We start from the raw sequence: 20,829 nt of genomic DNA, 5'->3' as shown, positions 1-20,829 counted from the left end.
CTTTTTCCATTAGTCCGGCCTCGGTACCAGCAATTCAGGCAGTTGATCCTTATTCAGCTGCATTGCATAAAACAGCTGGCGATCACTGATATCCATCGTTCCTGGAGGAGCAAGCTGCTGTGCAAAAATGTACACCAAGCCCGCATAATTGAACACGACATTGTAAGAGCGGTCTGTCTCTTTCCACTCTTCCTGAACGCTGCCCCACTTCGTTAATGGAACCGCATATAATGTGCCAAGCTCGGACTTGTAGCCGGTTTTTTCATTCCAATATTCAAAGGTGACGAGGCCATATTCCCGGTGGACTTCCGGGCTTCTCAGCGTATAGCGGCCCTTCCACTGATTCGGAATCGTAAAGCTGATTTGGTAGCTGTTACTCGTAAACTCTTCCTTGATCGACTTGAAGCCCTTATCTCCATCCCATTGCAGCCACTCGTTCACCCACAGCATCCCGGCATAAGGGAGATCCGGATAGCCTGCAGGCTCTTTGGGCCGGGACAGCTCAATAATGCCATCACCGTTAATATCTTCATTTTGCGTCGGCGTTCCCGACACGAGCGCATTTCCATATTCGCCCTGCCCGGATAACGCAACTGGCCGCAGCTTGCCTTTTTCCCACACATACATAAATGTATACATCGAATGGGCGCCTACCGCAGCTTCCAATACGATGCCCGTATGCCGCTCAGAAATTTTGCCAATCAACAGCCGGTCATAATTAATGACATCATTGCTAAGATCGAGCTGCTGGAGCGCATGAAGCTTGCCCTTTGTCCATTCATATACCGTCAGCTTATAGTTCGGCAGCTGCACTTCCTGATTCGCCCAATCCCCCGTGACGACCGCCAGCTCCAGCTTTCCATCTCCGTTCAGATCGCCTGCTTCCGCGTACAAATAAGGCAAGGAATCCTCCGGCTCAAGCACAAGCTTGCCTTCCTCATTGCGCACTGGCGTTTGGCTAAGCGAATACAGCTCGACCATATTGGAGCCATCATAGGAACCGATCCAGCCGACGGCCAAATCGAGCTTGCCATCTTTGTCATAATCGCTTACTTTCATCCAGTCCATGCGCATCGATAAAGGCTGCTGAATCGTATAATAGGGCTTCCAGGTGTTGCCCCGATAGCGGAGCAGCATTAGCTCAGGAGAGCTGTATTCATTGTTAAAAGAAACGAGCGCCTCGTCTATGCCATCGCCATCTACATCGAGCAGGCGCACGGCGCCAAGATTGTCATCCCGCATCGGAAGCGCAAGCTGGGCATGAGGCGGCAAAGCCTTCTGCACAGCCTGAACGAGCGCCTGCTTATCCGAGGCGATAGTAGGCTTTTCAAGCAAATCCGCAGGAGCCGCCGTATAACGGCAGCCGGTTAATAAACAAAGCAAGGCGGCTGCAAGCAGCGCCCCGCTTTTTTTGAATATAAACAATTGCTTAAGCCCCCTTAAACTTACGGCCCGAAAGCAGACCGGAATCAAGGCATATCGTCAATCGTAACAAATGTATAGCCTTTCTTCTGCAAGCTATCAATGACGTCTGGCAGCATGTCTACCGTGTTTTTAATCCCTTTGCCTCCAAAAGAATGCATCAGTATTATACCACCCGGTTTCGTATGCTCGCTAATGTTCTTCTTCATCACAGCGACAGACGTTCCCGCCCAGTCACGGGTATCTACATTCCAGCTTACCAATTCTCTTCCTTTGTCCTTCATTAGCTGCTTAACGGTGCTATTCACAGCTCCATACGGGGCGCGCACCAGATTTGGAGTAAAGCCGACTACATCTTTGATCAGCTTATCCGTCGTGGTGATTTCGTCCCATATTTGATTCTTGGTCAGCTTCGTCAAATCTTTATGATGGGTTGTATGATTGCCAATCGTATGGCCTTCGTCCACTATGCGCTGAAGCACCTCGGGGTCCTTCTTCACTTGAACGCCGACTACGAAGAAAGTTGCTTTAATGCCCTTCTTTTTCAGGATATCCAAAATCGCTGGTGTATAACGGTTATCTGGCCCATCATCAAAGGTTAAGGCGACAAGCTTCTGCTCCTTATCCGGCTTGCCCGTTTCCTTCTCTCCTTGCGGAGACGCCGAAGGCGTTGGCGTGGGAGCCGGCTTGCTCGTTGGTGTAGCCGAGCTTGAAGGCTTAGTTGTATATGTACTGGACGTTACGCTCTTTCCCGGTTTGGAACCTTCACCTTGCGTTTTTCCGCCAGTGCCACTGGATGTACCCGATGTACCGGAACCATTCGAAGCACCGGATGCGCCGTCCGTTCCTTTCTGAGGGGAATGGGAATCATCGGTGCTCGCCGGATGGCTTGCCGTGTCCGTACCGCTGCTTGTCCCTTCCGACAACGTCGGATGGTTAATATGGATGGTATCCTCGGATGAAGTACCCTGCTGGATGTTGGCGCTGCCCTCTTTGCCAGGCACAAGAACCTCCAGGCTCGATGAAGCCTTAGTCCCGCAGCCGCCAAGCCATAAGGCTAGTGCTACAAGCAGAAAGCTTGCAATTGCTAGTTTTCGTTTTGTTCTCTTTCGCGTCTTCATGCTGCTTACTCTAGTTCGTGTGTTATACTTCATCCGATTCACCCTTCTATTCCCTGCTGATAGATTTATCTTATCGCATTCATAGACGCAGTGCGTTACAAATTAGTTACACCTTTCGCCCGCATTTGACAGCAAAAAAACCTCCCCATTGCATGCTATAATGAACTGCTAGAATATGGATAGGAGAGGGCTGTGAAAATAAGATTATCAAATAAGCTAGTATTGGATATCCCCGTTGCTATCGTAGCAAATAGCACTATACAAGTAAAAAATGAAACGACTTCGGCTCTCGTGTTACTAGGGTGTGAATGCAAAAGTAAGCGATTCAGTTCCTGATTATAGCCACCGTCATACTCTTGGTTTCAGGGGCTGGCCCCTTGAACAAAGTTAGACTTGGCGGACACAGCAGCCGCTATTTCAACCAAATCAAGGGTTATGGCATCGGCTGCGGACTCAGAAGCCGCTAATGCGTTTTCAAAAGCCTTTTTGACGAGATAATGAGGGGAATAACGGCGCTCCTGTCCGCGTGTGGCCTCAAATCGGATGGAAAGCCAGAATAGTGGAACCTCAGTCCTTCAAAAAAAGCAGTGAGCTTCCGAGCTGATGGCCTCAGCCACAGCAGTCTCTGCAACAGTGCTTTTACCCACAGCGGACTCAGCAACATTCGCATAATGGGGTTCTATAAGCCTTTAATTCGGCAGAGAAAATTGCCCTGGAATAAACGCTAAACAAAGAGCTGAAAGCCGACTTCGGTTTGCATACACATCCTAGTAAAACTATGATTGAATAAAAAAAGCCGCACATAGGCGGCTTCAAGCTTAATAAATTTATTTCATATAGGAATGACTACGTTTGAGAATGAACATTAAACCAGCGCTTTCGCCGCAATATCCGAACGGCTCTGCATGCCTTCGAAATGAATAACGCCCACCGCATCATAAGCACGAGCACGCGCTTCTGCGATGTCACGGCCGCGTCCGACAACGCCTAGCACGCGTCCGCCACTCGTTACGAACTGGCCGTCCTTCTCAGCTGTTCCAGCATGGAACACAAGCGCGCCTTGCGCTTCGGCTTTCGCCAGCCCTTCAATAACGCGGCCTTTCGGATACGAAGCCGGATAACCCTCGGAAGCCATAATGACGCAGACCGCTGCCTCATCGCTCCAAGTAATATCCAACTGCTCCAGCCTGCCGTTCAGCGAGGCCAAAACGATGTCGACAAGATCGGTTTCCAGACGCGGAAGCACAACCTGTGTTTCCGGATCGCCCATGCGTGCATTAAACTCGATCGTTTTCGGGCCATCCTTCGTAATCATCAGACCGGCGAACAATACGCCGCGGAACGGGCGGCCTTCGCTGACCATCGCTTTCGCCGTTGGAATAATAATGTTCGCAATCGACTCGTCGATAATCGCCTGATCAATATGCGGCAGCGGCGTATATGTGCCCATACCGCCCGTATTCGGGCCTTTATCGCCGTCGAAAATCGGCTTGTGATCCTGTGCCGGCACCATCGCCCGCACCGTCTCGCCATCTACGAAAGCAAGGATGGACATTTCCTGTCCTTCCAAAAACTCCTCGATCACGATTTGGTTGCCCGCATCGCCAAACACTTTATCCAGCATCGCTTCTTTCAGCGCCTGCTGTGCTTCTTCCATCGTAAAGGCCACCGTTACGCCCTTGCCTGCCGCAAGTCCGTCCGCCTTAATGACGATTGGCGTCTGCTGTGCCTGCAAATAAGCAGAAGCCGCCTCATATTCGGTAAACGTCTCATATTTAGCCGTCGGAATATTATATTTCTTGAGCAAATTTTTCATGAAAATTTTGCTGCCTTCAATTTCCGCTGCCGCTTTATTCGGTCCATATACCGGAATTTGATGCGCTTCGAACGCATCGACGATGCCGTCAGCTAGCGGATCATCCGGACCGATGAATACGAGATCGATAGCCGCATCTTTCGCAAACTCCACCAGCTCGTCAAATTGATTGACAGCCAGCGGCACGCATTCTGCCAGCTGCGCGATGCCTGCATTGCCCGGCGCACAATAAATGTGCCGGACCTTCTCGCTTTTTTTCAGCGCCCATACGATCGCATGCTCGCGGCCGCCGCCGCCTACTACTAAAATTCGCATCTTGTCAGCTCCCCCTTAATGCTTGAAATGACGAACGCCAGTCAGTACCATGGCAATGTTGTTGGCATTTGCTGCGGCAATCGATTCGGCATCTTTAATAGAGCCGCCCGTTTGGATAATCGCCGTAATGCCAGCTTTAGCTGCGAGCTCAACCGTATCGCCCATTGGGAAAAAGGCATCCGATGCCAGTACAGCGCCAGCGGACTGCGCACCAGCCTGCTCGATTGCGATGCGAGCAGCGCCTACGCGGTTCATTTGGCCTGCGCCTACGCCAATCGTCATATTATTTTTCGCCAGCAAAATCGCATTCGATTTCACATGCTTCACGACTTTCCAGCCGAACAGCAATTGCTTGAGCTCTTCCTCAGTCGGCTTGCGGTCGGTTACGAATTGCAGGTCTGCTTCCGTCAGGCTGCGAACATCGCTTTCCTGTACGAGCATGCCGCCGTCAACCGTCGTCACGAGCAGCTCAGGCTTGCGGTCAGCTGCAGCAACGGAAAGCTCGCCGAGCTTCATGAGGCGAATGTTTTTCTTTTTTGTCAAAATATCAAGCGCTTCCGGCGTAAAGTCCGGGGCAATAATAATTTCAAGGAAAATTTGGCCCAGCAGCTCAGCTGTGTCTGCGCCGATCACGCGGTTCGCCGCAACGATGCCGCCAAAGATGGAAGTCGGATCAGCCGCATACGCTTTTTGATATGCTTCATGAATGTCAGCGCCAGTACCTACGCCGCAAGGATTCATATGCTTAACGGCAACTACAGCCGGCTCATCAAATTCCTTTACAATCGCAAGCGCAGCGTTTGCATCATTAATGTTATTGTAGGACAGCTCTTTGCCGTGCAATTGCTCAGCTGTCGTAATGTTGCCTGCCGAAGCGAGCGGCTTGCTGTAGAAAGCAGCCTTCTGGTGCGGGTTCTCGCCGTAGCGGAGATCCTGTACTTTTTCGTAAGTAACGGTATAGCTTTCTGGAAGCTCTTCGCCTGTCTGCTTGGACAAATATTCAGCAATCAGCGTATCGTAAGCAGCCGTATGGCGGAATACTTTCGCCGTCAAGCGCTTGCGCGTTTCAAGCGTCGTGTCGCCGCCTGCTTTGACTTCTTCCAGCACAGCCGCATAATCCGCAGCGTCTACGACAACGGTAACGAATGCATGGTTTTTCGCAGCAGAACGCAGCATCGTTGGACCGCCGATATCGATGTTTTCAATCGCATCCGCATATTCCACATCGGGCTTCGCAATCGTCTGCTTGAACGGGTACAGATTCACGACAACGAGGTCGATGTAGCTGAGACCTAGCTCCTCCATCACCTTTTGGTGCTCTGCATCGTCGCGAACAGCGAGCAGGCCGCTATGAACAGCAGGATGCAGCGTTTTGACGCGTCCATCCAAAATTTCCGGGAAGCCCGTTACATCGGAAATGCCGATGACCGGAATGCCCTCTTTTTCCAGCAAGCTGAACGTTCCGCCTGTCGAAATAATTTCTACGCCTTGGCTTGCCAGCTCACGCGAAAACTCCACAATACCCGTCTTATCAGATACGCTGATTAATGCTCTACGAATAGCCATTCCACAAAGCCCTCCTTTTTGTCTTAACCCGGTTACGCTCTAACCACTTTTATCACTATGAATGCCCAATCACTCAGCTTGCTTGTTCACATCGATCCGCACCAAACGTCCGTCCAAATGAACCCGTCCGCCAGCAATTTGCCGCACAACCTGCGGGAGCAGCTGCTGCTCGGCCGCATGAATGCGTACCGCAAGCTCATCCTCCGACTCGCCGTCCGCAATGCCGACTGCCTGCTGGGCAATAATCGGGCCGCTGTCGAGGCCGCCGTCCACATAATGCACGGTGACGCCCGTCAGCTTCACGCCGTAATCAAGCGCCTGGCGAATCGCATTAATGCCGGGAAACGCTGGCAGCAGTGAAGGATGGATATTGATCATCCGCCCATAGAAAGGCTCCACCAGCACTGGCGTAATGATGCGCATATAGCCTGCCAGTACAATAAGCTCAATGCCACTGCGCACAAGCTCCGCCAAAATCACGCTGTCATGCGCTTCGCGGGACGGATAGTCCTTCGGCTTAAAAACGAACGTTTCTACGCCAGCCTTGCGCGCCCGCTCGATAACCGGCGCAGACGGCTTATCACAAACAAGAAGCTCGATAGTTGCATCGAGCTCCCCCTGCCATGCCGCATCGGCCAAGGCTTGAAAATTTGTGCCTTGACCAGATGCAAATACGGCTATACGCTTTGCTGCCATTACACCGTCGCTCCTGTAAACGTGACGATGCGGCTGCCTTCCGTTACTGTTCCAATGCGGTAAGCTTTCTCGCCAAGCTCATTTGCTACGCGAAGCGCTTCTTCCGCTTCATCAGCCGGTACAACAACTACGAGGCCAATTCCCATATTAAACGTCGTGAACATGTCACGATTCGTAATCGAACCTTTTTCCTGCATTAAGCCAAAAATGTTGTGGATCGGCCAAGAGCCGTATTCCACATTTACGTTTACGCCTTCCGGCAATACACGCGGAATGTTCTCGATGAAGCCGCCGCCTGTAATATGCGCCATGCCTTTCACCTTCACTTGCTCAATCAGCTTAAGCGCCGATTTCACATAAATGCGCGTTGGCTCGATCAATACATCGCCAAGCTTCGCGCCATCAAGCTCTGCCAGCTCCTGATCAAGCGCATAACCGCTTTCTTCCAGCAGCAATCTGCGAACGAGCGAATAGCCATTGCTGTGAATGCCGCTTGACGCAAGGCCAATGACTGCGTCTCCGGGCGCAATGGTCGTGCCGTCGATGATTTTTTTCTTATCGACAACGCCGACCGTAAAGCCCGCGATATCGTATTCGTCGCCTTGGTACATGCCTGGCATTTCCGCCGTCTCGCCGCCAATCAGCGCGCAGCCTGCCTGTACGCAGCCGTCTGCAATGCCTTTGACTACCGCTTCGATTTTCTCCGGCACAACTTTGCCGCAAGCGAGGTAATCGAGGAAGAACAAGGGCTCAGCGCCTTGTACAATGATGTCGTTGACGCACATGGCAACCGCATCGATACCGATCGTATCATGCTTGTCCATTGCAAAAGCCAGCTTCAGCTTTGTGCCAACACCATCTGTTCCCGATACGAGCACCGGCTCCTCATATTTATCCTTGTTTAGGCCGAACAGGCCGCCAAAGCCGCCAAGATCCGTCAGCACCTCAGGACGGAACGTCTTCTTGACATGCTTCTTCATTCTTTCGACCGCTTCGTTGCCAGCCGCTATATCGACGCCAGCTTTTTTATACGCTTCTGCCACATCGTTCAACCCCTTTATCGTAGCCGCCAAGCCGGCACGCCTGAACCAGGCGTGCACGCATGCAGCACTATTAATCCTAATTACACAAGCAATGCTTCATGCTGCAGCCAGACTGCCTTAAGTTTAGCAGCTGCAGCTTTTGTCCGATTCCTCATCAACAGGCGTCGGGTAATCATTATCAAAGCAGCCGAGGCACATGCCGCGGTTATAAGCACCGTCATTGCCGCCAACCGAATCGATAAAGCCGCTGTCGCTAAGGAAGGACAGCGAATCCGCATTGATCAACTCGCAAATTTCCTGCACGGTGCGGGAAGAAGCAATAAGCTCATCGCGGCTTGGCGTATCAATGCCGTAGTAGCAAGGGTTCTTGAAAGGCGGCGATGTAATTCGCACATGCACTTCCGTCGCTCCTGCTTCACGCAGCATATTGACGATCCGGCGCGACGTCGTGCCGCGAACGATCGAGTCGTCAATCATAACGACGCGTTTGCCTTCTACGACTTTACGCACGGCGGACAGCTTCATCTTCACGCCCTGCTCGCGCAATTCCTGCGAAGGCTGGATGAACGTACGTCCGGTGTATTTATTTTTGATAAGTCCAAGCTCATAAGGAATGCCCGTCTGCTCCGCATAACCGATTGCTGCGGAAATACTGGAATCCGGCACACCCGTTACGATATCAGCATCGACGAACGATTCCATCGCGAGCTGCTTGCCCATCCGCTTGCGCGCGGAATGAATATTGATTTCATGAATGTCGCTGTCGGGACGGGCAAAATAAATATATTCCATCGCGCAGGTCGCCCGGCGCGTCACTTCCGCATAACGATCCTCTTTCATGCCATCCTGATCAAAAATAAGCAGTTCGCCCGGCTGAACGTCACGCAAATATTGGGCACCAATCGATTCAAACGCGCACGACTCGGAGGAAAACACATAACCGTCGCCAATGCGGCCTACCACGAGCGGACGAAGTCCGTTCGGATCAGAAGCGACCAATAGCTTGTCGTTCGTCATAATCAGGAAAGCGAAGCCTCCAACAATACGTTGGAGCGCTTCTTTCGCTGCCGTCACAAAATCCTTCGGCGAGCGGGCGATCAAATGCGCAATAACCTCGGTATCGCTCGTCGTCTGGAAAATAGAACCAAGGTTCTCCAGCTCCTTGCGAATTTCCGGCGCATTTACGATATTGCCGTTCGTCGCTACCGCAAGATCGCCATCGCGATAGCGGAAGATCAGCGGCTGCGCATTCGCCAGCTTGCTCTCTCCCGCCGTCGAATAGCGCACGTGGCCGATCGAGCGATCGCCAGGGAGCCCCGCTAGGCGCTCCTTGTCGAATACTTCCTTGACCAAGCCCATGCCGCGGTGATAGCTGAACCGATTGCGGTCCGTCGTATCGACGGTGCAAATGCCGGCCGACTCCTCGCCGCGATGCTGCAAAGCATGAAGGCCATAGTAAGAAAGCGATGCTGCGTCTGCATGGTTAAAGACACCGAAGACGCCGCATTCCTCGCGCAGCTTGTCGAAGAAATCTTCCCGACCGCCGCCTTGATTATAATAATCGCCTGACCAAAGCTTAGGCTGCTTTATTTCATCAGACATGGAATCGCATCCTTCCAGACCTTCTCCAGTTGTTGTACCGGCGCCTGAATGCCGGATTTGCCATTGATGCTGATCGAAAGAGCAGCTCCTTTAACCGAACCAATTGCCGTATGGGCAACGCCTTGCTCAGACAGCAATGCTTGCAGCGCTGCTGCTTGCTCCGGCTTCGCCGACAGCAAAATACGTGATTGCGATTCGCTGAACAATACATGATCAGCGCGCAGCTCTGTATTTACATTAACTTCTGCACCGAGCTTGCCGCTTATGCAGGATTCTGCCAGCGCAGCCGCAATACCGCCTTCAGACAAGTCATGCGCCGAAGCGACCAAGCCGCTTTGAATCGCGCTCAGCACAGCGCCGAGCATCTTTTTCTCAACAGCTAGATCAATCACCGGAGGACGTCCTTCGTTCACGCCTTGCAGCACGTATTGAAGCTCGCTTCCGCCCATTTCAGCTTTCGTTTCGCCGACGAGAATGATGACGTCGCCTTCGTTTTTGAAGCCTTGAGTCGTAATATGATCGATATCATGAACGAGACCTACCATGCCGATAACCGGCGTTGGGTAAATCGCGCCTTTTGCATTTTCATTGTACAAGCTGACGTTGCCGCCGATAACTGGCGTTTCCAATACGCGGCAAGCTTCGGACATGCCGTCTGCCGATTTCTCGATCTGCCAGAATACATCCGGCTTCTCTGGGCTGCCGAAGTTCAGGTTGTCCGTAATCGCCAGCGGCTCTGCGCCGGAGCATACGATGTTGCGCGCAGCTTCCGCTACGGCAATGCGTCCGCCCACTTCTGGATCAAGGTATACATAACGGCTGTTGCAATCCGTTGTCATCGCAAGTGCTTTACGTGTACCGTTGATTGTCACGACTGCTGCGTCCGAACCCGGTTGAACCGCGGTCGACGTACGCACCATATAGTCATATTGATTGTAAACCCACTCTTTGCTTGCCACCGTTGGCGAAGCGAGAACTTTCTCAAGCGCAGCCGTCAAATCCGTTACTTCCGGATAAGCTGTTGTGTCGATTGCCGCATTTGCGCTGTAATAAGCAGGCTCCTGCGAAGGCTTGTCATAAACCGGGCACTCGTCAACGAGCGCTGTTACTGGCATATCTGCCACTTGCTCGCCTTGGTGGAACAAGCGGAGACGTCCGTCATCGGTTACTTTGCCGACTTTGGCGCAAATGATGCCCCAACGGTCGAAAATCTCTTTCGCCTGCGCTTCATGCTGCGGCTCTACAACGAAGAGCATGCGCTCTTGCGATTCGGACAGCATCATTTCGTAAGGCGTCATGCCTGTTTCGCGCTGCGGCACTTCATCGAGGTACAGCTCAAGGCCGTTGCCGGCTTTCGAAGCCATCTCGGCGCTGGAGCAAGTTAGGCCAGCTGCGCCCATATCTTGAATACCAAGCACGATGCCGGAATCGATCAGCTCAAGCGTCGCTTCCATAACCAGCTTCTCCATGAATGGATCGCCGACTTGAACCGCCGTACGCTTCTCCTCGGATTCCTCGGACAGTTCGACCGAAGCGAAGGTTGCGCCGTGGATGCCGTCGCGGCCAGTTGCCGGACCGACATAAAATACCGGGTTGCCTACACCTTTAGCGACGCCGCGTTGGATTTTATCATGATCAATAAGACCTACGCACATGGCGTTAACGAGCGGATTGCCCTCGTAGCTTTCGTCGAACATCACTTCGCCGCCGACAGTCGGGATGCCGATACAGTTGCCGTAGCCAGCAATGCCGCTAACGACATTTTCAAACAAATATTTAACGCGCTCATTTTCAAGACGGCCAAAACGCAAGCTGTTCATCAAAGCAACAGGACGTGCGCCCATCGAGAAAATGTCGCGGATAATGCCGCCTACACCTGTAGCTGCGCCTTGGTAAGGCTCAACCGCGGATGGGTGGTTATGCGATTCGATTTTGAATACGACCGCTTGATTGTCGCCAATATCAACGATACCCGCGCCTTCGCCTGGTCCCATTAGAACTTTAGGTCCGGTAATCGGGAATTTTTTCAAAATCGGCTTGGAGTTTTTGTAAGAGCAATGCTCCGACCACATGACGCTGAATACGCCGATCTCCGTATAGTTTGGCTGGCGGCCAAGAAATCCGCAAATCAGCTCATATTCATAATCCGTTACGCCGAACTGCGTATAAATCCGCTGATCCGCGATTTGTTCCGCTGTCGGTTCCTTAGCTGTTAACTGCTGCGCCATGCTGTTCCCTCCATGCATTCAAAATCGATGTAAACATTTTTTTGCCGTCCTCAGAGCCGAACAATTGGTTGATTGCACGCTCTGGATGCGGCATCATGCCGACTACGTTGCCGCGCTCGTTGCTCACGCCCGCGATGTTCGATACCGATCCGTTCGGATTGGTGTCGCCCGCATAGCGGAAAATAATTTGCTTGTTCGCTTCCAGCTGTGCCAGCGTCGCGTCGTCGCAATAGTAGTTGCCTTCGCCGTGGGCGATCGGAATGTTGATAATATCGCCTTCCGCATACTGGTTCGTGAACGGGTTGCCATTGTTCACAACTTCCAGCGGCGTCTGATGGCAGCGGAATTTGAGGCCGCTGTTGCGAATCAAAGCGCCTGGCAGCAAGCCTGCTTCCGTAAGGATTTGGAACCCGTTGCAAATGCCGAGGATGAATTTGCCTTCCTCCGCTGCTTTCTTCACTTCATTCATGACAGGAGCAAAACGCGAAATCGCGCCGCAGCGCAGGTAATCGCCGTAGGAGAAGCCTCCTGGCACCAAAATCGCGTCAAAACCGGAAAGATCCGTCGATGTATGCCATACATACTCTACCTTTTGGCCAATCGCTTCCTCTACCGCCTTGTAACAATCGATATCACAGTTGGAACCTGGAAAAACCAGAACCGCAAACTTCATCGCCTATCCCTCCAGCTCAAAACGGTAATCTTCAACGACCGTGTTCGCAAGCAGCTTCTCGCACATTTCCTTGATGCGCTTCTCCGCTTCGCTGCGGTCGATTGCGCCCAGCTCTAGCTCCAAATATTTGCCGATCCGCACTTTTTCCACTTCGGCAAAACCCATCGAATGCAATGCTCCTTGTACAGCTGTTCCTTGCGGATCAAGTACATTTTCCTTGATTGTTACGTAGACGGTTGCTTTCATTGTTGGCCTCCTGATAATGAAAATAATAATGTAGCGCTAACGCTGCTTCGCTTTTCTTCTGCTTTAGGCGAGCACCCCACAGGCTCCCTCCAGCAAAATCGCTTTGCTTTTATCGTTTTGCTTGTATCGCTGTTGATCTATTTCTTTAGCTTGCTCTTGCTGGCTTCAACGCTGCTGCCTGCGCGGAAAAGCTAGTAGCTTTCCGCACCTGTCAAGCGGCGGTAAATATCCTGATACCGCTTCGTCGTCTCTTCGACAACCGCTTCCGGCAGCGGATCCGGCTTGCTGTTCTTGTCCCAATCCGAGCCCAGCAAATAGGTGCGCACCGGCTCCTTGTCCATGCTGTCGATCTCGATGTCATAGGCGTAATTGCCCTCTGCCCAGAAGCGCGAGGAATCTGGCGTGAAAATCTCGTCAATGAGAATCACTTTGCCGTCAATCAGGCCGAATTCGAATTTGCAATCGGCAAGAATGATGCCGCGCTCGGCGCAATAAGCGTGAGCGAACTCGTAAAGCTTGATGCTGCGGTCGCGCAGCTCTTCGGAAAGCTCGGCGCCAACCAGCTCCTGCATCCGCTCAAACGGGATATCCTCGTCGTGGCCGACGTCGTTTTTCGCCGCTGGCGTAAAGATCGGCTGCGGAAAACGCTCATTTTTGCGCATGCCTGCCGGAAGCTCGATGCCATTAATCGCAGACGTTTGCTGATATTGTCTCCAGCCGCCGCCTGTGATATAGCCGCGCACGACACATTCAATATCGATGCGCTCCGCTTTGCGAGTTACCATAATCCGGTTGCGAAGCAGCTCAGGCTCCGTAATAAGCTCGCCCAGCTTGTCCACATCGGTATGCACGACGTGGTTCGTCTGGATCGAAGCGGTCTGCTCAAACCAGAAAGCCGACAGGCGGTTAAGCACATTGCCTTTCTCCGGCACTGCCGGGTCAAGCACATAATCAAATGCCGAAATGCGATCCGTTACAACGATCAGAAAATGCTCGCCCAGATCGTAAAGCTCTCTAACCTTCCCCTTGTACAGCAGGGGCGCTTTCACATACGGCTCAGCAGTGGACAAGCTTTGAGAGATTGCAGTCATACGCCAGTAAGCCTCCTTAGTTCAATCCAAGACGGGTGAAAATCGTATCCACATGCTTCAAATGCCATGTTGGGTTAAAGCAATCGTCGATCTCTTCCGTCGACAGAAGCTCGGTAATTTCCTTCGTCGATTCAATAATGTCGCGGAATTGGCGCTGCTCTTCCCAAGCCTGCATTGCACGCGGTTGAACGGTGTCATAAGCCTGCTCGCGGCTGAAGCCTTTGTCGATCAGCTTCGTCATGACGCGGCCGGAGAACGGCACGCCGAACGTACGCTGCATGTTGCGCTTCATATTTTCAGGGAATACTTGCAGATTGTTGATGATGTTGCCCAGACGATTCAGCATGTAGTTCAGCAGCATCGTAGCATCCGGCAAAATAACGCGCTCTGCGGACGAATGGCTAATATCGCGCTCATGCCACAGCGGAATGTTCTCGTAAGCCGTCAGCATATGTCCGCGAATAACTCTCGACAAGCCGGAAATGTTCTCGCAGCCGATTGGGTTGCGTTTGTGCGGCATAGCCGATGAACCTTTTTGACCTTTGGCGAAAGGCTCTTCCACCTCGCGGAATTCGCTCTTCTGCAAAGCGCGGATTTCCGTAGCGAACTTGTCCAGCGACGAAGCAACGAGCGCCAGTGTGCCCATGTACTCCGCATGGCGGTCACGCTGCAGCGTTTGCGTCGAAATTGGTGCAGCTTTCGTGCCCAGCTTGTTGCAGACGAACTCTTCTACGAAAGGATCGATGTTCGCGTAAGTACCGACAGCACCGGAAATTTTGCCGTATTGCACGCCATCAGCTGCATGCAGGAAACGCTCCAGGTTGCGCTTCATCTCTTCGTGCCACAATGCCATTTTGAGGCCGAAGGTAGTTGGCTCAGCATGAACGCCATGCGTACGTCCCATCATCGGCGTATCTTTGTACTGAATCGCCTTCTCGCGCAATATCGAGATGAAACGCTCAATATCCTTTTGCAAAATCGCATTGGCTTGCAGCAGTAGGTAGCCCGTAGCCGTATCTACAACATCCGTCGATGTCAGGCCGTAGTGCACCCATTTGCGCTCAGGGCCAACCGTTTCGGATACAGCGCGCGTAAAGGCGATAACGTCATGGCGCGTATCCTGCTCGATTTCATAAATGCGGTCGATGTTGAAGCTCGCGTTTTTACGAAGCTCTTCCACGTCCTCCTTCGGAATAATGCCCAGCTCCGACCAAGCCTCGCATGCGCAAAGCTCAACCTCCAGCCATGCTTGGAACTTATTCTCCTCGGTCCAAATCGCTCTCATTTCCGGTCTGCTGTAACGCTCTAACATGTAGCTACTCCACCTTCCAAATTGTTGTTTCATCTATCCATTGCAGCGCTGCTTCCACATCTGGAGCAAGCACGTTAATGTGGCCCATTTTTCTTTTGTGAACGGCGTCCTTCTTGCCGTACAGATGCAGCTTCGGCGTTACACCGAGGCGCTCTGCCGCTTCATCCCGAGCGCCAAAACGCTGAATGATCGGCTCTACATGCTGGCCGAGCACATTCACCATTACGACTGGCGTCAGCAGCTCCGTACGCCCAAGCGGCAAATTGCATACCGCCCGTACATGCTGCTCAAACTGCGACGTATGCGCCGCTTCCATCGTGTAATGTCCGCTGTTATGCGGCCTTGGCGCCAGCTCATTCACATACAGCTCACCGTCAGCCGTCAAAAACAGCTCAACGGCGATTAATCCGACAGCGCCCAGCCCTTCGGCGATTTGCATTGCCAGCTGCTCCGCTCTGCGCTGAATGCCCTCATCGATCCGCGCCGGTACAATCGACAGATGTAGAATGTTGTCGATATGAATATTTTCCGACGCGGGGAATGCTTTCACCTCGCCCTGCGGGCTGCGCGCTGCAATGACCGACAACTCTTTTTCAAAGGAGATGAATTTCTCCAGTACCAGCTCAGTTCCAGCGCGGCTAAGCGTTTCGTACGCCTCGTCGATCTCCTCCGCGGCGCGGATGACCCATTGCCCCTTGCCGTCGTAGCCGCCCGTCGCTGTTTTTAATACGCATGGCAAGCCTAATCGTTCAGCTTCTATATGAAGCTCCGTGCTGCTGCGAATTTCGCTGTAAGGCGCAACCTTTACGCCCGCCGCCTCAATCGCCCGCTTCTCCCGCAGCCGATGCTGCGTCGTATAAAGCAGCTTGCTGCCTTGCGGCACGTAAGACTCCTTCATCAGCATCGCAGCAACTTCCGCATTCACATTTTCAAATTCATACGTAATGACATCCGAACGCTGCGCCAGCTCGCGCGCTGCCTCATGATTGTCATAAGCGCCGACTACTTGGTCTGCGACTTGTCCGCAAGGCGAATCCACCGCAGGATCAAGCGCGACGAATTTGTAGCCCATTGCGCTGCCTGCGAGCGCCATCATCCGGCCCAATTGCCCGCCGCCGAGTACGCCGATTGTGCTGCCTGGCAGCAGCGTGCGGTTGTTATCCGGCCGCTGCTTGTCCGCCTCAGCCATCATAGCGTCTCACTGCTTTCCAGCACTTCCTGCTTAACGCGCTCGCGTCTTGCGATCACGCGTGCCTGAATGTCCGGATCGAATGCCCCGAGCATCTGAGCAGCCAGCAGTCCGGCATTCGTGCCGCCTGCATTGCCGATCGCGACAGTCGCAACCGGAATACCGCCTGGCATTTGCACGATGGACAGCAGCGAGTCTAGGCCGCTGAGATTCGACGATTTGACAGGAACGCCAATAACCGGCAGCACCGTTTTGGCGGCGACCATGCCGGGAAGATGTGCAGCTCCGCCAGCCCCCGCGATAATGACCTTAAGTCCGCGCTCCGCTGCCGTTTCCGCATATTCAAACATTAAATCGGGCGTTCTGTGCGCCGATACAACCTTTTTCTCATAAGGAATTTGAAGCTCTTCCAGCACATCGCAAGCCAGTTTCATTGTATCCCAATCCGACTTGCTGCCCATGATGACGCCTACCTTCGCAGACATGCGTTCAAACCTTCTTTCATCTATATAATATGAAAACCATATAAAACCGTAACCCGAAGCTTTCCTTATCCTCTAAACTGCCCGATTCCAACAGAAAAATCCCGACAGCTACCGTAAGAGTATTAATCATACGTATGCTGCGGGACCCGAGCCAAGCGCACAGCGCAGCCTCCCGTCTTCCGGGAACCGCATGGCGCTCTTTATGCCTGAAGTTAGCCGCTTCAAGCTTGCTCGTAGTCCGAAAATTGTGGTTTTCGGGTAGAAACTTTCGGGCCAATCCCCGAGATTATACGAGACCAACACTATAATGAACGGATTGCTCCGCTTCTGACCTCTTCCAGTTTATCTAATCCCCACGGGGCTGTCAACAAAATACGAACGTTGAAAAGAGTAGCTTTTATTAAAGTTCGTTTTTGGCAGGTAAAATATCATAATATGACAGGAATTTACTCGGGATTACGCACAGACAGCTATAAGAGAAGTGGATTTATGGGAGGAATATTCGCAGGGCCCTGCCTATTTGTCTAGAGGGTTTTCATAGAGATCGCTGAATAACGCAGTATAAGATTGAATTTTGATATTATGGGAAAGGAAGTGAACAAAATCGCAGATGTACCAGCGAATTACCAGCAAACGAAACGTCCCTACCTTATAATGCTGCTGTTTCTCATTTTGCTGACAGCGGGATGTTCCTCTAAAGGAGTAGCATTTACTGATGGAGATGGAGTCGTTGCCCGCCCTGACCATAATGGAACCCATTACTCATATGTAAAATGGTCGCCTGATGGAGAGCAAATCTCCTATATTCAAGATCGGAATTTATGGGTCAAACACATGAAAACGGGAAAAAGCAAAAAACTCGTTTCTGAAGCCTCTGTCTCTCATGCCGCTTGGATGAACGCCGAGCAAATCGCCTATTTTTCAGTAACAGATTCAAATAGCCTCCAAGGAGAGCTTGGAGCAGTCACTCTTGATTCTCGTAAAAAAATGATTTTGCACAAAAATATCGCTTGGTTTAATGTCCTCTACATTCATCATCAAATTGCCTATCTTGGAACTTCAAAACAAGGCGTTCGCAAACTTGATCTATCCGAGAGCTCTACCGCGCCAGATACGCTCGATCCAGCCTTAACTAAAGGCAGAGAGTTTGTGCTTTCGCCGGATGGCAATAAGCTGCTTTTCTTAGAAAAAACAGAGGCGCATAGTATCAACGGAATTGCCTTAGATCAAATAAATATATATGACATAAACAAACGTGTAACGAAGCAAGTGCAGCTTCCCAAGCCTTTTGAGGTTATTTATAGCTATTGCTGGTCACCGGATGGACGCCATATTGCACTTGCCGCACAATACCCTGAGCAGCTTCCTAATCTATATATTTATAAAATAGACAGCAGCGCCGATCCCGTCATGCTGCCATTGCCAGGCAACGCTTCTGATATGGCATGGTCGCCTACGCAAAATCAAATCGTCTACTCGACTGTCGCACAGCCAAATGGAAATGAAATTAGAGTAATTGATGTTCCAGATGAGCTGCTGCAATAATATAGGAAGAAGCGGAGGAAACACAGCTATGGAAAATTACAAAGTAGGCATTCTTTTATTTAATGATGTAGAGCTGCTTGATTTTGCCGGTCCTTTCGAGGTTTTTGCAGTAACTGCGCTGAACTGGGGGCAGGAGAATGCCTATCACCCGTTCCAAGTATCGACAATTTCTGAAAATGGGGCGCTCGTGACGGCGAAGAATGGCCTTAAGGTGACGCCCGATTACAGCTTCGCTGATGCTCCTGTATTTGATGTACTCGTTATTCCTGGCGGTATGGGCACACGCCACGAGATTCATAATAAAGTGCTGCTTGCGTGGATCACACAGCAGAGCAGCCAGGTGACGTGGTTGACCTCTGTCTGTACGGGAGCGTTTCTGCTTGCAGAAATCGGTTTGCTGGATGGCAAGCGGGCGACGACACACTGGGCAAGCATCGAACGCATGCGGACGCAGTTCCCTCAGACGACAGTCGTCGAAAATGTAAAGTATGTAGATGAAGGTAATGTCATCACCTCGGCTGGCATTTCCGCAGGCATCGAGATGTCGCTGCATATGGTGGATCGTATTTTAGGCCCACAGGCGGCTAGAAATACGGCTAGATCAATGGAGTATGATGGACAGTTTGAGCTATAGCTGACGGGATTTCTTTCTCTCCAATCAGCAAGCTTAATCAGGCATGGAAAAGCCATCGGTTAAATGCGTGCAGCCCATGTAGCTGCACGCATTTAACCGATGGCTTCTTTTAAACAGAAAACAACATCCCCTTCTCCTTTCCCCTATATAAAGTAAAAAAGATCATCTAAAACGAAAAATTCCAAATATATCATTCCAAATATCGCAAAAACCCAACTTTTGTAGTATATTAATAATAATTTTACTTTAAATCAGTAAAATAGACCTAATACTTAGGAATCACAAAAAAATGGAGGTTTATTTGGATGTTCAATGTTTCAAGAAAAATCTTAGCAGCTTTATTGCTAGTTTCACTAGTAGCTACTATCGCAATTCCTGTGAAAAAGACAGAGGCAAGCTCGCTTCCCGTTGCAGAAGGTGGCATTGAAGCCGCAGCATTAGCCTATTGGAGCGGCGCGGTTTATGTCGCTTCAGTAGATGGGGCAATCGGAGTTAAGCCTGAGCTGCAAGAGGATATTCAGATTTTTGCAAAATCGATGTGGGATGATGCCCCTGCTTCTATTAAAACTTCCATCACAGAAAGTACATATGGTATGCGAGATGGCTGGAATACACCTAATTCTTATGTCGTATCCTGGACGCCTCAGACACTCGCTTACTTGCAGGACAAATGGTATGACCATTTTGGAGGCGGAGCTACTTATTATGACAACAAAGTCATAGCGGATATTATGGGGCCAGGGGCGATTATACGTCCGAGCTCTGTTATCGCTCAAAGTAATGCTGTTGGCGAGGGAAATATAGGATACATAGCTAACGTTCAAATACGTGCGATTTATGTTGATATATCTGGAAAAGCAACCATTGAATTCAGATCAGGAGTAAATCCTAGCTACAGTGGGTTATTAGATTTAAATAATAAGCCTTTCGCCAATGCCCGCGATGCCTATAATGAATTTGTTACCCGATTTAAAATTGAGAAGGGCACCTATACGACGAAACCTATCTTTGTAGATGGACGCACCAAAAGTCGTTACGTAGAAGTCGTATTCCCTTCAAGCACCGTATTCCCGAATTCCATCGTTATGCCTGCTCCACAAGGTGTACTGAATGCCGATTATACAGTTAAACAATATAAAACACCAACTATTGGACGTGCGGGCGGCGTAATAACTGGACAAATCGTTATTGGCTTTCCGAGTGTAACGGGCAACTTCGCTGCCTTAACAAAAGCAAATGCCAGCAATTATACTTTTCTCTCTTATGACAATGCGAAGCGTAATGGCAGTCCAGCACCTTATCATTCTATTGTAGAAAATGCGCGGAGCTTGCCAGTTACCGGAATACCATATAGTTCGAAGGATAATATTAAACAAGGCCAACTAGAACAAAGAAGGTATTACGGCTCCGATGGCAGGGCTGAGCTGGATATTGACTATACCAACCATGGCAACACGCAAATTAACCCAAATGTTCCACACAGGCACGACTGGCATTATAACAGCAAACCGCAGAGAGGCCCTTGGTATATAGTTGAAACCGACTCCGATTATTCTTATAACCAATTAGTAGAGGATTTGAATACGGGGCATGAAGTATCCTTTACGTTTGAAAATGTTAAATATTATATTACAGAAAATCAAGGTTCATGGTTTTTGACGAAATCGGGTGAAATCGCTCCTCTTCAATCTGCTTCGACTCCATCTCAACTTTTAACGCTTGGAACCCTCAATAATGAATCGTTGCAGACGCTATTTATTAAAGGAAGCCTCGTTAATATTTCTGTATATTAGGGTATGTATGCAGACCTGAGTCGGACTGTTGCTTGCTTTGCGCTCAGTAGGG

17 protein-coding genes and 1 riboswitch are annotated in these 20,829 nt (G+C 50.9%); of the genes, 3 read left to right on the top strand and 14 right to left on the bottom strand.

Annotation, left to right across the window (positions count from 1 at the left end; genetic code table 11):
* Positions 1 to 9: 9 nt before the first annotated feature.
* From AC6B99_RS01715 to purE, 14 genes are all read right to left on the bottom strand, one after another.
* A complete protein-coding gene (locus AC6B99_RS01715) occupies positions 10 to 1,425 on the bottom strand; it encodes an FG-GAP repeat domain-containing protein (protein WP_496662593.1) in 1,416 nt (471 codons plus the stop codon).
* A gap of 44 nt (positions 1,426 to 1,469) precedes the next feature.
* Positions 1,470 to 2,576 (bottom strand): polysaccharide deacetylase family protein, encoded by a 1,107-nt coding sequence (locus AC6B99_RS01710; RefSeq protein WP_496662592.1) that lies wholly within the window; start codon positions 2,574 to 2,576, stop codon positions 1,470 to 1,472.
* An 832-nt stretch (positions 2,577 to 3,408) separates the two neighbouring features.
* Positions 3,409 to 4,674 carry a phosphoribosylamine--glycine ligase gene (gene purD / locus AC6B99_RS01705; RefSeq protein ID WP_494880028.1) on the bottom strand — a complete coding sequence of 422 codons (1,266 nt, stop codon included), beginning with the start codon at positions 4,672 to 4,674 and terminating at the stop codon, positions 3,409 to 3,411.
* Positions 4,675 to 4,689: 15 nt separating this feature from the next.
* Complete coding sequence (purH, locus tag AC6B99_RS01700) at positions 4,690 to 6,240, bottom strand: bifunctional phosphoribosylaminoimidazolecarboxamide formyltransferase/IMP cyclohydrolase (RefSeq protein ID WP_056030598.1); 1,551 nt, start codon at positions 6,238 to 6,240, stop codon at positions 4,690 to 4,692.
* Between the two features lie 69 nt (positions 6,241 to 6,309).
* Positions 6,310 to 6,936, bottom strand: coding sequence for a phosphoribosylglycinamide formyltransferase (gene purN / locus AC6B99_RS01695; RefSeq protein ID WP_496662591.1), 627 nt, complete (start codon positions 6,934 to 6,936; stop codon positions 6,310 to 6,312).
* Positions 6,936 to 7,979, bottom strand: a complete 1,044-nt coding sequence (gene purM / locus AC6B99_RS01690) for a phosphoribosylformylglycinamidine cyclo-ligase (RefSeq protein WP_056030604.1) — start codon at positions 7,977 to 7,979, stop codon at positions 6,936 to 6,938. The genes purN and purM overlap by 1 nt, the downstream gene beginning before the upstream one ends.
* A 123-nt stretch (positions 7,980 to 8,102) precedes the next feature.
* The gene (gene purF, locus AC6B99_RS01685) at positions 8,103 to 9,581 is read right to left on the bottom strand and encodes an amidophosphoribosyltransferase (protein WP_056030607.1); all 1,479 of its coding nucleotides are present in this window, start codon (positions 9,579 to 9,581) and stop codon (positions 8,103 to 8,105) included.
* On the bottom strand, positions 9,566 to 11,809 hold the full coding sequence (gene purL / locus AC6B99_RS01680) for a phosphoribosylformylglycinamidine synthase subunit PurL (protein ID WP_496662590.1): 2,244 nt from the start codon (positions 11,807 to 11,809) through the stop codon (positions 9,566 to 9,568). The genes purF and purL overlap by 16 nt, the downstream gene beginning before the upstream one ends.
* On the bottom strand, positions 11,787 to 12,482 hold the full coding sequence (purQ, locus tag AC6B99_RS01675) for a phosphoribosylformylglycinamidine synthase subunit PurQ (RefSeq protein ID WP_056030613.1): 696 nt from the start codon (positions 12,480 to 12,482) through the stop codon (positions 11,787 to 11,789). The genes purL and purQ overlap by 23 nt, the downstream gene beginning before the upstream one ends.
* Before the next feature lie 3 nt (positions 12,483 to 12,485).
* Positions 12,486 to 12,728, bottom strand: coding sequence for a phosphoribosylformylglycinamidine synthase subunit PurS (purS, locus tag AC6B99_RS01670; protein ID WP_056030616.1), 243 nt, complete (start codon positions 12,726 to 12,728; stop codon positions 12,486 to 12,488).
* A 191-nt stretch (positions 12,729 to 12,919) separates the two neighbouring features.
* Entirely contained in the window at positions 12,920 to 13,819 is a 900-nt protein-coding gene (locus AC6B99_RS01665; protein WP_056030626.1) for a phosphoribosylaminoimidazolesuccinocarboxamide synthase, read from the bottom strand.
* 16 nt (positions 13,820 to 13,835) lie between these two features.
* On the bottom strand, positions 13,836 to 15,131 hold the full coding sequence (gene purB, locus AC6B99_RS01660; RefSeq protein ID WP_056030629.1) for an adenylosuccinate lyase: 1,296 nt from the start codon (positions 15,129 to 15,131) through the stop codon (positions 13,836 to 13,838).
* Positions 15,132 to 15,135: 4 nt separating this feature from the next.
* Positions 15,136 to 16,320, bottom strand: a complete 1,185-nt coding sequence (gene purK / locus AC6B99_RS01655; protein WP_155972949.1) for a 5-(carboxyamino)imidazole ribonucleotide synthase — start codon at positions 16,318 to 16,320, stop codon at positions 15,136 to 15,138.
* Positions 16,320 to 16,805, bottom strand: coding sequence for a 5-(carboxyamino)imidazole ribonucleotide mutase (gene purE / locus AC6B99_RS01650; RefSeq protein WP_046231578.1), 486 nt, complete (start codon positions 16,803 to 16,805; stop codon positions 16,320 to 16,322). Before purE ends, purK begins: the two co-directional genes overlap by 1 nt.
* A gap of 214 nt (positions 16,806 to 17,019) precedes the next feature.
* Positions 17,020 to 17,119, bottom strand: a riboswitch (purine riboswitch).
* Between the two features lie 280 nt (positions 17,120 to 17,399).
* Here purE and AC6B99_RS01645 point away from each other — a divergent pair.
* The 3 genes from AC6B99_RS01645 to AC6B99_RS01635 all read left to right on the top strand — a co-directional run bounded on the left by AC6B99_RS01645 (position 17,400) and on the right by AC6B99_RS01635 (position 20,777).
* Positions 17,400 to 18,350: a DPP IV N-terminal domain-containing protein gene (locus AC6B99_RS01645; protein ID WP_496662589.1), complete on the top strand. Its 951-nt coding sequence runs from the start codon at positions 17,400 to 17,402 to the stop codon at positions 18,348 to 18,350.
* Positions 18,351 to 18,378: 28 nt separating this feature from the next.
* Positions 18,379 to 18,984 carry a DJ-1/PfpI family protein gene (locus tag AC6B99_RS01640; RefSeq protein ID WP_494858954.1) on the top strand — a complete coding sequence of 202 codons (606 nt, stop codon included), beginning with the start codon at positions 18,379 to 18,381 and terminating at the stop codon, positions 18,982 to 18,984.
* 305 nt (positions 18,985 to 19,289) lie between these two features.
* Positions 19,290 to 20,777, top strand: coding sequence for a hypothetical protein (locus tag AC6B99_RS01635; protein ID WP_496662588.1), 1,488 nt, complete (start codon positions 19,290 to 19,292; stop codon positions 20,775 to 20,777).
* Positions 20,778 to 20,829: the final 52 nt, after the last annotated feature.

The sequence above is a fragment of the Paenibacillus liaoningensis genome (assembly GCF_059609455.1).
Note: the sequence above shows the minus strand (reverse complement) of the source record. Positions and strands in the feature narration are given on the sequence as shown.

Coding starts and splice junctions, on each gene's coding strand:
- AC6B99_RS01710 (WP_496662592.1), bottom strand. CDS start 2,576: ATGAAGTATAACACACGAACTAGAGTAAGCAGCATGAAGACGCGAAAG.
- purD (WP_494880028.1), bottom strand. CDS start 4,674: ATGCGAATTTTAGTAGTAGGCGGCGGCGGCCGCGAGCATGCGATCGTA.
- purH (WP_056030598.1), bottom strand. CDS start 6,240: ATGGCTATTCGTAGAGCATTAATCAGCGTATCTGATAAGACGGGTATT.
- purN (WP_496662591.1), bottom strand. CDS start 6,936: ATGGCAGCAAAGCGTATAGCCGTATTTGCATCTGGTCAAGGCACAAAT.
- purF (WP_056030607.1), bottom strand. CDS start 9,581: ATGTCTGATGAAATAAAGCAGCCTAAGCTTTGGTCAGGCGATTATTAT.
- purL (WP_496662590.1), bottom strand. CDS start 11,809: ATGGCGCAGCAGTTAACAGCTAAGGAACCGACAGCGGAACAAATCGCG.
- purQ (WP_056030613.1), bottom strand. CDS start 12,482: ATGAAGTTTGCGGTTCTGGTTTTTCCAGGTTCCAACTGTGATATCGAT.
- purS (WP_056030616.1), bottom strand. CDS start 12,728: ATGAAAGCAACCGTCTACGTAACAATCAAGGAAAATGTACTTGATCCG.
- AC6B99_RS01665 (WP_056030626.1), bottom strand. CDS start 13,819: ATGACTGCAATCTCTCAAAGCTTGTCCACTGCTGAGCCGTATGTGAAA.
- purB (WP_056030629.1), bottom strand. CDS start 15,131: ATGTTAGAGCGTTACAGCAGACCGGAAATGAGAGCGATTTGGACCGAG.
- purK (WP_155972949.1), bottom strand. CDS start 16,320: ATGGCTGAGGCGGACAAGCAGCGGCCGGATAACAACCGCACGCTGCTG.
- purE (WP_046231578.1), bottom strand. CDS start 16,805: ATGTCTGCGAAGGTAGGCGTCATCATGGGCAGCAAGTCGGATTGGGAT.
- AC6B99_RS01640 (WP_494858954.1), top strand. CDS start 18,379: ATGGAAAATTACAAAGTAGGCATTCTTTTATTTAATGATGTAGAGCTG.
- AC6B99_RS01635 (WP_496662588.1), top strand. CDS start 19,290: ATGTTCAATGTTTCAAGAAAAATCTTAGCAGCTTTATTGCTAGTTTCA.